Origin of the sequence: Prevotella sp. P5-108 (genome assembly GCF_002251385.1) — a bacterium.
GTDB lineage: Bacteria > Bacteroidota > Bacteroidia > Bacteroidales > Bacteroidaceae > Prevotella.
Genome location: NZ_NPJJ01000030.1, coordinates 1 through 15385 on the forward strand (window position 1 = coordinate 1; position 15385 = coordinate 15385).

A 15385-nucleotide genomic window follows, 5' to 3' on the forward strand; every position below is an offset into this window, starting at 1 on the left:
CCCCCAAGCAGACCGACGGCAAGCAACCCACACCCCCTCAACCCACTAATCAGGAAGACAATGAGAAAGACAAGAAATAAGATGACCGCCGGCATGGCGCTGGCTGTGGCGGCACTGATGGCGGCTGGCTGCTCCACCACCCGGGCGCTGCCCGAGGGCGAACAGCTCTTCACCGGGCTCAAGCCTATCGAGTATACCAACTACGAGCCGTGCCAGCATGCCGAAGACACCAAGATAGAGATGGAGTCGGTGCTTGCCTCTACGCCCAACGGCGCCCTCTTTGGCAGCAGCTACTACCGCTCGCCGTTCCAACCCAAGCTGTGGGTATGGAACGCCTTCTCGCAGAGCAGCTCGCCCTTGGCGCGGTGGATTACGCGCGCCTTCGGAACCAAGCCCAAGCTGATGAGCGAGGTCAACCCCGCCCTGCGCGTGTCGGTGGCCGAGAACCAACTGAAGAAGTACGGTTACTTCAACAGTCATGTCAGCGCCCAGGAGATTACCGGCTCCAACCCCAAGAAGGCCAAGGTGGCCTACACGGTGGATATGGGTCGTCTGTGGCGCTACGACTCTATCCAGTATGTGGGCTTCCCCACCCATGCCGACAGCCTGCTCCACAGCGCCGACGACCAGGCGCTCATAGGCAGGGGCAACCCCTTCAGCGTGGCTTCGCTCGACCAGGAACGCCAGCGGCTCAGCACCCTCTTCCGCACCCACGGCTACTATTACTATCAGCCCGGCTACGCCACCTATCTGGCTGACACCATCAACAAGCCGGGCCAGGTCGACGTAAGACTGCAGCTGGCTGACAGTCTGTCGCCGCAGGTGATGCAGCAATGGCACATCGGCAACATCGGCATCGACTTCCGCCGACAGTTTGGCGACGTGCTGCAAGACTCCATCCACTTCCGCCACCTCACCGCACGCTTCAACGGACGCCGCTCGCCCGTGCGTCTCGGTGCCATACTGCACGATGTCAAGCTGCGCCACGGCAGACTCTACAGCAGCGACGACGAGGCACAGACGATGAAGGCCATCCAGAACACGGGACTCTTCAGCTACAGCACCCTCAGATTTACGCCACGCGACAACGACACCCTCGACCTGCAGCTCGACCTGGTGATGGACAAGCCCTACGACTTCTACATCGAAGCCAACGCCAAGGGCAAGACCACCGGACGCATGGGACCCGAGCTGGTGGCTGGTCTCGTCAAGCGCAACGCCTTCCGCGGCGGCGAGCGCCTCGACATCAATATCCACGGCTCCTACGAGATGCAGACAGGACACAGCGCCGAGGGCAGCCAGAGCGGCATCAAGTCGTATGAATATGGCGGCGACGTGGCTCTGGTCTTCCCCCGCATGCTCACCCTGCGCAGCCTCTTCACTCCCAACAAGATGCGCATGCGCCGCATCGGACGCTGGTATCGCTACGGTGTGCCCACTACCACCATCAAGGCGTCCAAGAACGTGCTCCACCGTGGCGGGTACTTCAAGCGCCACGTGCTCTCGGGCGAACTTACCTACGCGTTCCAGTCGTCGCCACAGTCACGCCATCAGTTCAGCCCGCTCATACTGTCCTATGAGTACATGCAGCGTCAGACCCAGGCGTTTATCGACCTGCTGGAGCGCAACCCGTATCTCAGCGTGTCCATGCGCGACCAGTTTGTGCCCAAGATGTCCTATACCTATACCTACAACAGCCCTTCTACGATGCGCCACCCCATCAGCTGGGAGATAACTGCCAGCGAGGCGGGCAACCTGCTGGCTGCGGCGTATACCATGATGGGCGAACGATGGGCCGAGCGCAACAAGACGATGTTCAAAAACCCCTTCGCCCAGTTTGTCAAGCTCCAGACCGATTTTGTCAAGAAGTGGCGCGTCACCGACAAGTCGTCGCTGCTGGGCCACGTCAATGCCGGCGCCGTAATCAGTTATGGCAACGCGCAGAGTGCGCCCTATTATGAGCAGTTCTATATAGGCGGTGCCAACAGCGTGCGTGCCTTCAACGTGCGCAGCATCGGCCCAGGCCGTTACCATCCCAGCGACGCCAAGCTCTCGTACATCGAGCAGACGGGCGACCTGAAGATACTGGGCAACCTCGAATACCGCCCGCAGCTCTGGGGCTCGCTCTACGGCGCCCTCTTCCTCGACGCCGGCAACGTGTGGTCACTGCGCGACAGCAGCAATCGCCCCGGCAGCAAGTTTGAAGCCCGCAACCTCTTCTCGCAGATGGCTGTGGGCACCGGTGTGGGTCTGCGCTACGATGTGGGCATCTTCGTGCTGCGCGTAGACTGGGGTATAGGTCTCCACGTGCCCTACGACACTGGCAAGAGCGGTTTCTATAATGTCAGCAGCTTTGCCGATGCGCAGAGCCTCCATCTGGCGGTGGGTTATCCGTTCTAATGGTCACATTATTCACCTCACTCGTCAGCAACCCCACCACTCTACAGCCCGTCGCCATCAATCTGCCACCGCCAGAGGATAGAGATGGCATCCCAAGACAACCATAGGGCATACAGCCCCTACCTGCCACACGACGGCAGTTGCCACCTGAGGCGTCACCGACTTGCGCAATAATTGTGCAAACCAGTGACGCCTCATGGGTATGGCTGCATACGGGATATACTCTCAACTATATGACTATCAATCATCATCGCCAGCAACACCGCCATCAATATTTTTTTGAAAATAATCAGAGAAAAATTTGGCGGAATGAAAACCACTTCGTAAATTAGCACACAAGAACATCAATTAAAAACCCAAAGAAATGTATAAACAAGTATTTCTATTACTCCTTGCACCTTGGGAATGGTATATTAGCCTCCATGGAAACCCAAAGGGGGTGTACACCGCAAAGTTCTTAACGCATCTCGCACATTAAATAAATGTTATTTTCGAACCGGATAATTCTGGAGGAACTATAAGGGGCGTTGCAGCAGTCCTCAACAAAAATGGCATAAAGGGCAAATTCGTTTCTGGGACAGGCTATATAAAAGACGAGATTGACTTTGGATTACCCGTATTATTTGCCGCTGACAAAGAAAAATCAAACGAAGATGGTCACATGTGGTTAATTGATGGATATAAGTATGATATTGAGGAATACGATGACATTTGGCGCTTTTTTGAAGACACTATCTACATAGACCCAAATGTTCCACGCGAAGGTACTATCATACGCGAACGTCGGCAAGTATATTGCAACTATGGTTACCAAATGAATTGGGGATGGGATCTCAATGACTTTATCCATGCACGTGATGAGGATAACACTTATTATGCGATTGGTAATTTTAGACAATATACCAAAAACTACTATTATTTCAGACGTGAACAATGACAATTATTAACATATAAAACGATACGATTATGAAGAAGTGTTTTATTCTTGCGTGGTTGCTGTTGCCAGCCACATGGTTGCTCACAGGATGTACGGACAACATGGAGACAACTGCCCCCGAAGAGAAGACTACTGGTCTTGAGCCTATTCAGATGGAGTGCAGCAAGGTGCAGCAGACGCCATTTGCCAAGCAGAGCAACAAGTTTGCCAACAAGTTTTTCGCTACGGCAGCCAAGGAGGTCGAGGGCACAAACACCAACCTGTGTATATCGCCCATCAGTATGCAGTATATACTCTCTATCTACGCCAACGGCTTGGCTGACGAACAGGCGCAGAAGGTGGTGGACTTCCTGGATATGGGCACACTGGACCAAGTCAACGAGAGCAGCCGTCAACTGCTGGCCCTTTTCAATGAGGACGACGAATATGTCAAAGTGGCAATGGTCAATGGACTGTGGCAACAGGCCAACAGCAAAGAGATAATCCCATCATTCGCCGAGAAGATACAGACATACTATCTGGCTGACACCAAAGAGACCAACTTCAAAGACCCACAGGCTGCCAAGAGTATGATAAACGGTTGGGTTGCCGACAAGACCGATGGCAGGATAACCGATGCTCACCTGAAAGTGGGCGACTATACGTTTACACAGAATGCATGGGTCAATGCCACATCCTTTGACGCCAAGTGGACTTATCCGTTCAACGCCCTGCATACCAAGAAGGACAGTTTCACCAACATAGACGGCACCGTGTCAGAAGTAGATATGATGGAAGCCAATGTAGGTATGGCCTTTGACTATTCCAATGAAGATGTCTATATCATGGAACTGCCTTATGGCAAAGGATACTACACTATGATGTTGGGAATACCGCGTAAAGCAGAGAAGCTGGACTCTATATGCGCCAATACCGACTGGTGGGCAGTTCACGAGCAGGCCCATCTCGCTCAGTTGGAACTCTACATGCCCAGGTTCTCGATCTCTACAGACTTGACAACAATATTCAAGAATGAAGAGAATAGCGCTACTGGCATACTCAGTAAACTGGGATTGGACGAGTCTGTTGCCTACGCCGACATGGTAAAAGCCACAAAACCAGCACGCCAGATGTGGGGACTGTCACAAACTGCCATCATAGAGGTAGAGGAAAACGGAACCAAAGCCGTAACCTCCACATCTGGCAATGAAGGCATGTATATATCCCCTTACGTTCCGCGCAGGATAGACAAGCCCTTCTTTTTCGCTATCCGTGAGAATACAACTGGCACCATCCTGTTTATGGGAAAGGTAGTACATCTCTAAGACAACACGCGTGACAACACGCGACAACTCAAGCGGCCCGCAACCGAGAGCTATCACACTCACGGTTGTGGGCCGCTTAGCCTATACAAGGGAAACCACCACGGCCAAAGCGGGCATAAGTTTTTGGATGCCAACAATAAAAAAAACGGCGAAAACGACCATTATGTTGAATAAAATGAGTAATTTTGTACTCCAATGGACACTTCTGAACTGCAAAAGATAAAGCAACGGTATAATGTTGTCGGCAACAGCGACGGGCTCAACCGTGCACTCGACATCGCCCTGCAGGTAGCCCCAACCGACCTGTCGGTACTCATCGTGGGCGAAAGCGGTGTGGGTAAGGAGATTATACCCCGCATCATCCACGACAACTCCCCCCGACGCAAGGAGAAATACTTTGCCATCAACTGTGGCTCCATCCCCGAGGGAACGATAGACAGCGAGCTCTTCGGACATGAGAAGGGGTCGTTTACCGGCGCCATAGGCGAGAGCGAAGGCTATTTCGGCACCGCCGACGGCGGCACCATCTTCCTGGACGAGGTGGGCGAGCTGCCCATAGCCACCCAGGCACGATTGCTGCGTGTGCTCGAGACGGGCGAATATATCCGCGTGGGCGGTCAGAAAATCATGAAGACCAACGTGCGCATCGTGGCCGCCACCAATGTCAACATGCGCAAGGCCATCAGCGAAGGCAAGTTCCGCGAAGACCTCTACTATCGCCTCAACACCATCCCCATCCAGATGCCGCCACTGCGCGAGCGCGGCCAGGACATCCCCCTGCTCTTCCGCCTCTTCGCCCTGCAGACGGCAGAGAAGTACAAGCTGCCCAAAATAACGCTCACCGACAAGGCCAAGCTCCTGCTGATGCAATACAAGTGGCCCGGCAACGTGAGACAGCTCAAGAACATCACCGAGCAAATCTCTGTGCTCAGCGAGAAGCGCGAGATAGACGCCGAGACACTGTCGCAGTTTATCCCGCAAGACCCAGAGAGTACCGAGCTTGCCACTGTCGAAAAGGCAGGCAAGCACTCCTACGAGAGCGAGCGCGAACTATTATATAAGGTATTATACGAGCTGCGCGGCAATGTGACCGAGCTGAAGAAGGAGATAGACGCGCTCAAGAAGCAACTGGGAGAGCACGGCACGATGACCGCCCAGCAATACGGCCACTCGCTCCCACACATCGCCAACGGACAGATGGCGACAGTACAGGCAGAAGACGCGGTGGCAGAAGAGATAAAAAACGAACCCGCAGAGCCCATGACGCGCGAAGAGCACGACAAAAAGGAAATAATGGAAGCACTGGAAAAGGCCAACGGCCGACGACGCGAAGCTGCCATAGCCCTGGGCATCTCAGACCGTACACTCTACCGCAGACTCAAACAATACGGACTCGACTAAACGATGACAATGAAGAAAAAACTCATATACATACACCTCGCACTGATGGCATTCGTGCTGACCACCATCACCGCGTGCGCCTTCAAAGGCTACAAGTTCAACGGTGCCAGCATAGACTACACCAAGACCAAGACCATACAAATCAACGATTTTCCCATACGCAGCAGTTATGTATGGGGACCCATGGGCCCTCTGTTCAACAACGCCCTCAAAGACGAATTTGCCAACCATACCCGTCTGGTACAGGTCAAGCGCAACGGCGATCTCAAGATAGAGGGAGAAATCATACAATACACGCAACGCAACAAGTCGGTGTCGAGCGAAGGTTACTCAGCACAGGTAGAGCTCACCATGACCGTCAGCGTAAGGTTTACCAACAACGTGAACCACAAGGAAGACTTTGAACGTCAGTTCTCAGCCTCGCAGACATACGAGTCGACCCAAAACCTGAACTCGGTACAGGAAGAACTGGTCACCCAGATGACCAAGGACCTCGTAGAACAGATATTCAACGCCACCGTGGCCAACTGGTAAACCACCCCAACCACCACAGATATGCAACTGGACTTAGAGCAACTCATCAAGCATCCGCAGACTATGGACAAGGAGACCCTGTACGACCTCCGAAGCCTCATTGCGCTCTATCCCTACTTCCAGACCGCACGTCTGCTGATGCTGCAAAACCTCTACATCCTGCACGATCCCTCGTTTGATGAAGAACTGCGCAAGGCAGCCATATACATCACCGACCGCAAGATGATATTCAGGCTGATAGAGGCAGCACACTACAAGCTCAAAAGTGCCACCACCGACAACAGCCAGACAAAGAACGCCCCAGGCGCCGACCGCACCATCTCGCTCATTGACAACTTTCTGGACACCATCCCCGCCACCGATGAGGAAGAGCCGAAGAAGAAGAAACGCAAGCCAACGGCTGCCGACGCAGCGATAGACTACGTGAGCTTCCTGCTCGACACCGAGAGCGAAGACGAAGAGAGCCCCGAGGCTCCGCTGATGAAAGGACAGTCGCTCATAGACGACTTCATCAACAACGACAAGGGCAAGATAGAACTCAAGGAAGAACCTGAGTATGTGCCAGAAAGCAATGACACAAAAGACAGCGAAAATATGGTGGACGGAAGCTACTGCACCGAGACTTTGGCACGAATTTACATCCAACAAGGCCGTTTTGAGAAGGCTTTGGAAATAATTACGCGCTTAAATTTGATTTTTCCAAAAAAAAATGCTTACTTTGCAGACCAAATACGGTTCTTGGAGAAGCTGATACTGAACAGCAAGGCCAAAAAGCCATAAGATATAGAGCAAATAATAACAAAAAAAATAAACAACAAGATGATTTACACATTATTCGTAGTACTTATCGTACTGGTATCTATCCTGATGATTGGCATCGTGCTCATCCAGGAGTCTAAGGGAGGAGGTCTCTCTTCACAGTTCTCTTCTTCCAACCAATTCATGGGTGTTCGCAAGACTACCGACCTGGTAGAGAAAATCACATGGGGTCTGGCCGCCGTTATGGTTGTCATCAGCGTAATCTGCGCCCACACCGCTCCCAAGGCCATCACCGAGGAAAGCGTAATGGAGAAGGCAGCTACCCAGACAGAGACTACCAATCCTACCAACATGCCTGGCTTCGGCGCAACCCAGCCTACCAAGGGCAATACCCAGCAGGCTCCCGCTGCCCCCGCAGCCGAGAACAACAAGTAAGAGTTACCAAAGGTACGCAATATGAGCCCGTTCTGCCCGACGCAGAGCGGGCTTTATTGTAGCCGTCCACGCCGACGGGCGCAAGAGAAGGCTCAGCCTCCAGGCTGCGCAGCCCCCGTGGAAGCAGAAAATACAAGGCGGCGCGAAAAATAATGGGCAAAAAATTTGCAGGAAACAAATATTTCCATTACCTTTGCACTCGCTTAATGAGATTAAGCTCTAAATGGTGGCTGTAGTTCAGTTGGTTAGAGCGTCAGATTGTGGTTCTGAATGTCGTGGGTTCGAGTCCCATCTGCCACCCATAAGAAGCAGTTCTTCGGAACTGCTTTTTTTGTTTCCCCCAATCAGCCAAGCACGCAGCCAAGCCCATCCCACGCACTACCAACATCATCTCACGCATTGCCGAGCACATCCCACGCACAGCCAAGCACATCCCGCGCACAGCCGAGCCCATCTCACGCACTACCAACATCATCCCACGCATTGCCGAACCCATCCCGTTTACATCCAAGCCCCTACTCCGTCCCACCGCCATCGTCCCCGCAAGACGCGGAAGCACCCCACCCCGCCTGGAGCACATCCCAGCGAAGCTGGAGGGTACCTTGGCAAAGCTGGAGGGCGTCCCGGCAAAACTGGAGGGTACCTCCACGCAGCTGCTGACCACCTCGGGCGACGCGCATCGGACGATACGAGCTTCCGTATCGTCCGAAACTCGCATCCGTACCGTCCGATACGTACATCCGCGCCGTCCGACACGCGCCAGCAATGATGGCCACGGCATCGCCGAACCGGCTCACAGCCAATGCTTTGCTGACCGTTGACGACCACAGCACAACATCCGTGCAGCGCAGCCCTGACAACGGGCGCGATGACGCGGTCAGCGGCAGCCACATAACCACAATCCCCATCCATCCCGTTACGGGACAGATGGGGATTGCCGGCAATCGGAGAAGCAGACTACTTCATCTTCTTGTTCATAGCCTTCAATGTGACCGAGATATTGGCCAGAACCCGCATAAAGCTCCAGCTAATCAGCGAGGAGGCAAGCACCATGACCGTGGTCACAAATCCGCTGGGACTGAATATCTTGTCGTCGATGTATTGGTACTCGGGATTTTGTACCCAGACAATGTTGAATAAGCAGATAATCGAGGCGATGATGCCACATACCAATACGATGTTGGCGATAATTACAAGCGTCGTCTCTGCACCATTACCGGAATTCTCTTCTACGGGTGCTACAGCCTTGGCTGCCACTGGCTCTGCTACAGGCTGCACCTCAGGGTCTTTTTCATTTTCTTGCATGATTACTATTGTTTTTATTGTCGTTACTCTTGTTTATTCGTTGGGGCTGCGGTGCATGAACCTATTGTCGGCCCACAACAGCAGGACTATGACCGCCAGCGCCACAGCCACCTGAAGCAGGATGGCGCCCGGACGCTGGTCGAAGAAGCGGTCGATGTGGCGGTAGACGTGGGCGAAGAACGACTCTGCCGTATTGGCTTCACGGATGACATTGCGGTGGACGGTGATATTGAACAATATCTCGCCCAGATTGTCGGCAAACCACATCTCGGGCAGATACTTCCTGCCCAGTCCGGCACGCAACATGGCTATCTTCTGCCCATTGGTCATGGCGGGGCCGTAGCGCTCGAGCAGCGAGGTGACCACAGCCGTGTTGCGGCAGGAGTCCATAATGTCCAGCACGCGGCGGTCCAGATAGATGTCGTTGACCGAGACATAGAGGTCGCCCGAGTGGCGGGCCTCAAAGCTGAAGACACGACCGCGGTCGTGGTTGCCCTGTATCATGCGACGGTGGTCGGCATCGCGGTCGCTGTCGTAGAGCAACGGTTCGTTGGAGGCACGTATCTGGTAGAGCAGCGAGCCAAAGACTGGCTCGACCGCCGTCCACTCCATACCCAGCAGCCGCCGGGTTTCACCCTTGTACATGCACAGCCGCGTGAGTTGGGCTGAGCGCATGTCCTGCTTGTCCTTGCCGGCGACATCATAGGACAGTCCGGGCATCACCATGTCGAAAGGCAGCACACAGTTGTCCTTGGCACAATGGTAGAGGTCGGCCACGCGGCCATAGTAGGCACCCGACGCCGTGACCTCGACCCTGTCGCCCCGCACCACCTGTATGCCGGTGTTGGCCCAGCACTGCCCGGTGTTGTAGAGAAACACATTGCGCTCGCTGCCACAGGGTTGGGCCATGGTGATGGCTCCTTGCTCATTGATACGCTGCGAGGGGTCGAAGAAGAGCACGCCCCGGATGAAGAACGAGAGGATGACCAGCAGCAAGACGATGGCGAAGACCAGCGAGACAAAGAAGATGACAAAGTTGACGCGTGCCGACCTCACCTTGGACGGGCAGTCGGCGAGCCGCTTCACCCTCGCCCCAGACATGAGGGCTGCCGCCACGGCTGCGCCTCTATAGCAGAGCCACGGCAGGAGCATGAGCGTCTTCCACACCATGCGCACCACGAGCATGGTCACCGGCAGCCGGTCGGTGGGGCGATAGTCTATAAATGGCTTGATGCCCAACACCTCGGCATCGGTCTGCGGGCCCGACGGCGTGGGGCGCTTGTCTGACAGCAACTCGGCAAGAAACGACCTGTCATTGATCACGTATCGCGCCAAGCCCGTGGTGGTGATGGCACTCGTGATGGTCTCAATAAGCGATTTGACATTCATTTTTGCTGCGTATTACGTTCGATGACTACAAGAAACGAACCCACATTGTCGGCAAACCAGGGGTCGCGGAACTTCTTCTCCTTATAATAATAGAGTTCGTTGTTGACGGGATAATTGGTCTTGTCGACCTCCTTGCCATTGTAATAATATCCCATACCATACGACCGGGCCTTGAGGACAGCGGCATCGGCCACGGTGCCGTCCTTGAGCTTGAGCGGCAAGGCTATGGTGTGGGTCTCCTTCATCGTGGCGTCCAGTCCGTGCTGCTCTACCGCCGCGATGACCCGGTCGAGAGAGGCGTCGGGGGTGGCAAGCGAGTCTCTCAGCGTCTTCATGCTGGCAAGATACATGCTTCGGATGACCGTATCTGTCATCACCACATCGTTGACTGCAAAGTGAAGCACGCCGTCGCAGGGCACCACATAGTCGACACGCTCCTTAGAGATGACAGAGATGGTGGTGTGCAGGCTGCCACGCTCCAGACCATCGAGATAGACATCATTGTCGGGGTTCTTGTACCAGCCTATATCCTTCTTGCTGTGCTCGTAGGGGATGACCTGCATCAGCAGCACGCCGAAAGGCTCGTCGGGCGCCAGCTTGTACTTGTCTCTGAAGTCATTGTGGCCTCCCTTGCGCTCAAAGCCCTCAGTACCCACCCAGCCGAAGCCAGGCTGGCGGTCCTCGTTGGCTGCGTCGACCAGATAGTGTATGGCGGTATTGGCGGCACCCGATGCCCGGATGGATATACGCTCGTTCTTCTTGACCTCGATGCCCGAGTTGGCCCACAGTTCTGCCGTATTGAACAGCCAGTATATCACCTCCTTGTCTTCGGTCTGCATGATGGTGGCGCCATAGGTATTGGTCTTGATGACATTGTAGGGATAGAAACTCTTGACCACCAGCACCACAAAGGCCAGACCTACAAACAGCACGATGACTATCACAAAGAGCGAGGCTATCACCTTCCACAACGACCTCGGGCTCTCAAGGAGTTCGAAGAGGCGCTTGTGGCGCACGATGTCTATGGTTATGGTCTTCTGGGCGTCGTCTGGCTGAGCTACCGGGTCAGTCTGTGGCGTCACTCTCTCATCGGTATTCACCTCTTTTGGCATTTCTGGAGACATAGCAGTAATAGGTTATAATGTTAAGGATTAAGATAACATTGCAAAAATAAGCAAAAAAACGCTGCGAGTGGCCATTGTCGCCCACTTTTTTACTCCCAAGCATAAAAAAAGCATTACCCCGGCACACAATCCTGCCAACGTAATGCTATTGATGGAGTGGAGCTGGAGGGATTCGAACCCTCGTCCGCACAGTAAAACCATATGCTTTCTACACGCTTATTCCGGCCTTCGGTTTTCGTGCATTGGCAAGACCCGGACCACCAACCAATGCCTTATCCTCTAAGATTTCATCTCCGATGCGAGGCTTTCGAGAGACTATTTCCGACTGTACTGCACCGCTTGACCAAGGAGTTTCGGAAAAAGAGCCCTTGAGCGATGTCTCGTCCCGTCACCTGGTGGCGGGATAAAGCCAGTAATCTACTATGCTTCGATTAGGCAGCGAGAGCGTAATTGTTTTCGCCAATTAATTTGTCGATGACTCTGATTAAGGAGATAGCCAACGAGTCTCCGCGTGCTTACATACCATCTTAGCCGCCGTCAAATCCAGTCAACCCCAATGATATATGGTCTGCAAAGATAAGGGATATTTGCGAAACCAACAAGAAAAAAGCGGAAAAAATCCATTTTCACGCCCAAAATGCGCTACTATGCGCTCGTCGATAGGGTAATGGCAGAGGCTGTCATAAGAGAAATGATGCCGTAAACAAACGTTTCAGACAAACGTCTGGCTTGAAGCATCAAGGCACACTCCTTATATCTATAAAGGCGACTATAATGACAACTCCCATGCTGGCCATGAAAGACAACACATCATCCGCATGAGCGATGGTTGCGTCAAAAAAGGTCATAGTAAGATAAGAGGTCAAAGGAAATGGAGGCACAGGCGGCCTCCATTTCCTTTTTTATAACCAATTATATTATAGAATTTATGCAAATGACCGTTGTTCTCTGCTCAATAGATTCTAAAAGGCATTCCTTGCTCCGTCAACCAGCAACAATGCCATCCGTCTGGAAAATAAGCGATTGATGCTTTAAGCAGAAGTTTCTCCTTGCCTCCGCTGCCGTTATCAACAAGACAACACGCATTCATTCCAAAAGTTGCCCCTTCCGACACCCATCCTTCAGTAATTTCGGGTAGTTCTTCTAACGAATACATCTTCACCAGATTGGTCTCTATCTTGTTCGTGAAGCGATAATGTCCTCCATTATAAACCTTCCAATCAGTTTCAAGTTGCACCACATTATCGCGGGCGAACACATCTCCACAAGCGATAGTCAATGTGAATTTTGAATATTCATAATTGACAATGCTGTCTTTGATAAACAGGATTGTTTTCACCCAACTCTCAATTTTCATATTGGTTATGCTGATAATTCCAGTCTCTTTGGTATATGCAATACAGGAGGGCATTGCTGTACTAACAGTTTTGTCTTGATTATAAACCTTAAGAGATTGGTAACCTTCTAATTTTTCCGCATCAACTCCAGTTGCATTGTCCTCCCTGAATGTGTGATTGAATACATCACAATCACTCATAAATGTCATATCAGAGAATTGGGGCTCTTCAAAATAATAAAAATACTTGAACATTTGGTATTGGTTGCCTTGAGAAAGCGGGCCTGCAAATCCACATGGATGGGGAGCCTTGGGGTGGTAGATAGTACGGTAGTAGTCAATGAAATTATGGGTGATAGTCGCTGCATTGTAATAGCCAAACTCAAAGCACTCATTATCACACAATTCCTGACCGCCATTAATATAATTATTGGCAATGGTAGAATCGCACATTATCATCTCTTTGCTACCAAATTTGGCAAACCAATAACACGTCAAGAACATACTGTATGTAATATTGCAAATGCTATAAAGAGAACTATCGTACAAGAACGCCTCCATTCTGCAGAAATAGCAATCACGTATAGTAAGTGAGTGCAACGTACAGTTGTCAAAAAAATGGACGGTATTTTCCTTGTGTTTAGGCGCACCATTTCCTCCCCAGTTAAAATCCTTACAGTCTTCGCAATAGAAATACACACCCTTAATAAAGCCCGATATTTCGGTAGCATCTTGAAACAGATGGGTGCTGTTACCCAATCTTATACATCCTGTTTTTACCTCGTCTCCCGTTTTGATTTTAAGTCCATGGATACAATTTCCAACGATATATAGTCTAACTTCACGATTCTCGTTAATAGGCTCCGTAACATAGAATGTATAACCACTGGGGATAAGAATTGGAATTCCAGAAGAATGGGAAGCAGAAATGCTTTTTCTCAACGCTACGGTGTCATCTACCTTGCCATTACCGACGGCACCAAACATAAGGGGAGTAATATAATCCATAGATATATATATTTTAGTTAGTTTCGCAAAACTAACTAAAAAGGTTGATTCCAACAAGAAAAAAACGGAAAAAATTGTTGGCAATCAAAAAAATAACTATATTTGCATGCAGAACACTTTAAATGATTTCATCTATGAGTAACTTTTTTCTTACATTACGCACTTTTGCCTGCCTGTTCGCCATCACGCTGACATGCAATGCCCTGGCTGACGACAACTCCCCAAGCCAGCAATTCACTGTAGTCATGGAGCAACCCGGAACTCTGGAAGAGGTCTTGGGCGACAAACCTCTTAATATAACCAGCCTGAAGATTGTTGGCAACATATATTCCTCAGACTTGCTATATCTGGCTCCATTCATGTATTCCCAAAAATTTCTTTCCCATTATTTTCCAGGTAACGATGCTCCGGATAAAAAACTTGCATGGCACAAGGACAACAATACCAACACGCTGAATGAAATAGATTTGTCGGAAGCCACTCTCCTTATGAGCAACAATGAAGAGCAAAACCAATATCGGTATTATGAGAAACTCCCTCCTGTAAACAATCCTACGATGCTGGTACACTATGCAACAATTGACGACATAAACTCGCTTCCTCGGAATATATTCGAGAATTGCGAAAACTTGAAAAAAGTGCATTTACCCAACTACATGCACAGCACGGGGTATGGTTCTTTTGCAAATTCAGGTTTAACGGAAATACCCTTGACTGCATCTATTGACACCATAAGTAATTGGTCGTTTAAAGGAACCTATGCCACTCATATTACATTTCCTAATTCTGTCAAATACATAGGAGCAGGTGCTTTTTATCATTCACGTTTAGAGGAAATCCATCTTCCTAACTCTTTAAGTTATTTGGGAAGCTCTGCTTTCAGCTTTTCTATACACCTGAAAAGCATTAACATCCCCGAAAAAATAGACAGTATATATAAAGAAACATTTAGAGGATGCGATTCTCTTTCCACTATATATATTCCCAAAAACATAAAATATATTGGAGATGGAGCATTTAAGATAGATTACGGAAAGAGAGTGAACAGAACCATTCATGTATATGGATGTCCTGATTTAGAAGGTAGCCCTTTTTGTTCTTCGAGCTCGCATACAAATATCTATTTTTATTCTGCCACACCTTGTAAGTTGAAAAATGTGTATCTCAATGAAGAGCTATACATTCCTATCGATGCAAAGGATGCATATCTTAGCAATCCCGAATGGAAAAAACTTGAAAAAAGACTCCATTATTTCGATGCCACTGTAGGTGTGGCAACGCCATCGACACCCGGGAAAGCACACGAATGCGACATATATTCTATCAATGGGCAACGCTTAAAGAACAAACAGAAAGGTATCAACATCATCCGCATGAGCGATGGTAGTGTCAAAAAGGTCATAGTAAGATAAAAGGTCAATGGAAATGGAGGCACAGGCAGCCTCCATTTCCA

Annotated in this window: 12 protein-coding genes, 1 tRNA gene and 1 other RNA gene; 9 read left to right on the top strand and 5 right to left on the bottom strand. The window is 50.9% G+C overall.

Features of this window, described 5'->3' with window-relative positions; translation table 11 throughout:
• The first annotated feature begins 60 nt into the window (after window positions 1-60).
• From CIK95_RS05120 to CIK95_RS05155, 8 genes are all read left to right on the top strand, one after another.
• Window positions 61-2400 (top strand): BamA/TamA family outer membrane protein, encoded by a 2340-nt coding sequence (locus CIK95_RS05120; RefSeq protein ID WP_094387779.1) that lies wholly within the window; start codon window positions 61-63, stop codon window positions 2398-2400.
• A 661-nt stretch (window positions 2401-3061) separates the two neighbouring features.
• Entirely contained in the window at window positions 3062-3337 is a 276-nt protein-coding gene (locus tag CIK95_RS05125; protein ID WP_371591379.1) for a hypothetical protein, read from the top strand.
• Window positions 3338-3366: 29 nt separating this feature from the next.
• Complete coding sequence (locus CIK95_RS05130; protein WP_094466452.1) at window positions 3367-4641, top strand: serpin family protein; 1275 nt, start codon at window positions 3367-3369, stop codon at window positions 4639-4641.
• A 195-nt stretch (window positions 4642-4836) separates the two neighbouring features.
• The gene (locus CIK95_RS05135) at window positions 4837-6042 is read left to right on the top strand and encodes a sigma-54-dependent Fis family transcriptional regulator (RefSeq protein ID WP_094423272.1); all 1206 of its coding nucleotides are present in this window, start codon (window positions 4837-4839) and stop codon (window positions 6040-6042) included.
• 45 nt (window positions 6043-6087) lie between these two features.
• Window positions 6088-6576 carry an LPS assembly lipoprotein LptE gene (lptE, locus tag CIK95_RS05140; protein WP_371327089.1) on the top strand — a complete coding sequence of 163 codons (489 nt, stop codon included), beginning with the start codon at window positions 6088-6090 and terminating at the stop codon, window positions 6574-6576.
• A gap of 27 nt (window positions 6577-6603) precedes the next feature.
• On the top strand, window positions 6604-7356 hold the full coding sequence (locus tag CIK95_RS05145) for a hypothetical protein (protein WP_094466490.1): 753 nt from the start codon (window positions 6604-6606) through the stop codon (window positions 7354-7356).
• A 39-nt stretch (window positions 7357-7395) separates the two neighbouring features.
• Window positions 7396-7770, top strand: coding sequence for a preprotein translocase subunit SecG (gene secG / locus CIK95_RS05150; protein WP_022310866.1), 375 nt, complete (start codon window positions 7396-7398; stop codon window positions 7768-7770).
• A 226-nt stretch (window positions 7771-7996) separates the two neighbouring features.
• Window positions 7997-8070 (top strand) — tRNA-His (locus tag CIK95_RS05155).
• A gap of 657 nt (window positions 8071-8727) precedes the next feature.
• On the opposite strand, the gene CIK95_RS05165 is transcribed toward CIK95_RS05155, so the two are convergent.
• The 5 genes from CIK95_RS05165 to CIK95_RS05185 form a co-directional block, all read right to left on the bottom strand.
• Window positions 8728-9075 carry a hypothetical protein gene (locus CIK95_RS05165; protein WP_094466454.1) on the bottom strand — a complete coding sequence of 116 codons (348 nt, stop codon included), beginning with the start codon at window positions 9073-9075 and terminating at the stop codon, window positions 8728-8730.
• Between the two features lie 33 nt (window positions 9076-9108).
• On the bottom strand, window positions 9109-10464 hold the full coding sequence (locus CIK95_RS05170) for a hypothetical protein (RefSeq protein WP_094466455.1): 1356 nt from the start codon (window positions 10462-10464) through the stop codon (window positions 9109-9111).
• Complete coding sequence (locus CIK95_RS05175) at window positions 10461-11588, bottom strand: hypothetical protein (protein WP_144007740.1); 1128 nt, start codon at window positions 11586-11588, stop codon at window positions 10461-10463. Before CIK95_RS05175 ends, CIK95_RS05170 begins: the two co-directional genes overlap by 4 nt.
• A 154-nt stretch (window positions 11589-11742) precedes the next feature.
• Window positions 11743-12143: a transfer-messenger RNA gene (gene ssrA, locus CIK95_RS05180) on the bottom strand.
• Between the two features lie 397 nt (window positions 12144-12540).
• Window positions 12541-13932, bottom strand: coding sequence for a hypothetical protein (locus CIK95_RS05185; RefSeq protein ID WP_094466457.1), 1392 nt, complete (start codon window positions 13930-13932; stop codon window positions 12541-12543).
• Between the two features lie 134 nt (window positions 13933-14066).
• Between CIK95_RS05185 and CIK95_RS13440 the strand changes: the two genes are divergently transcribed.
• Window positions 14067-15344: a leucine-rich repeat domain-containing protein gene (locus CIK95_RS13440; RefSeq protein ID WP_158214752.1), complete on the top strand. Its 1278-nt coding sequence runs from the start codon at window positions 14067-14069 to the stop codon at window positions 15342-15344.
• Window positions 15345-15385: the final 41 nt, after the last annotated feature.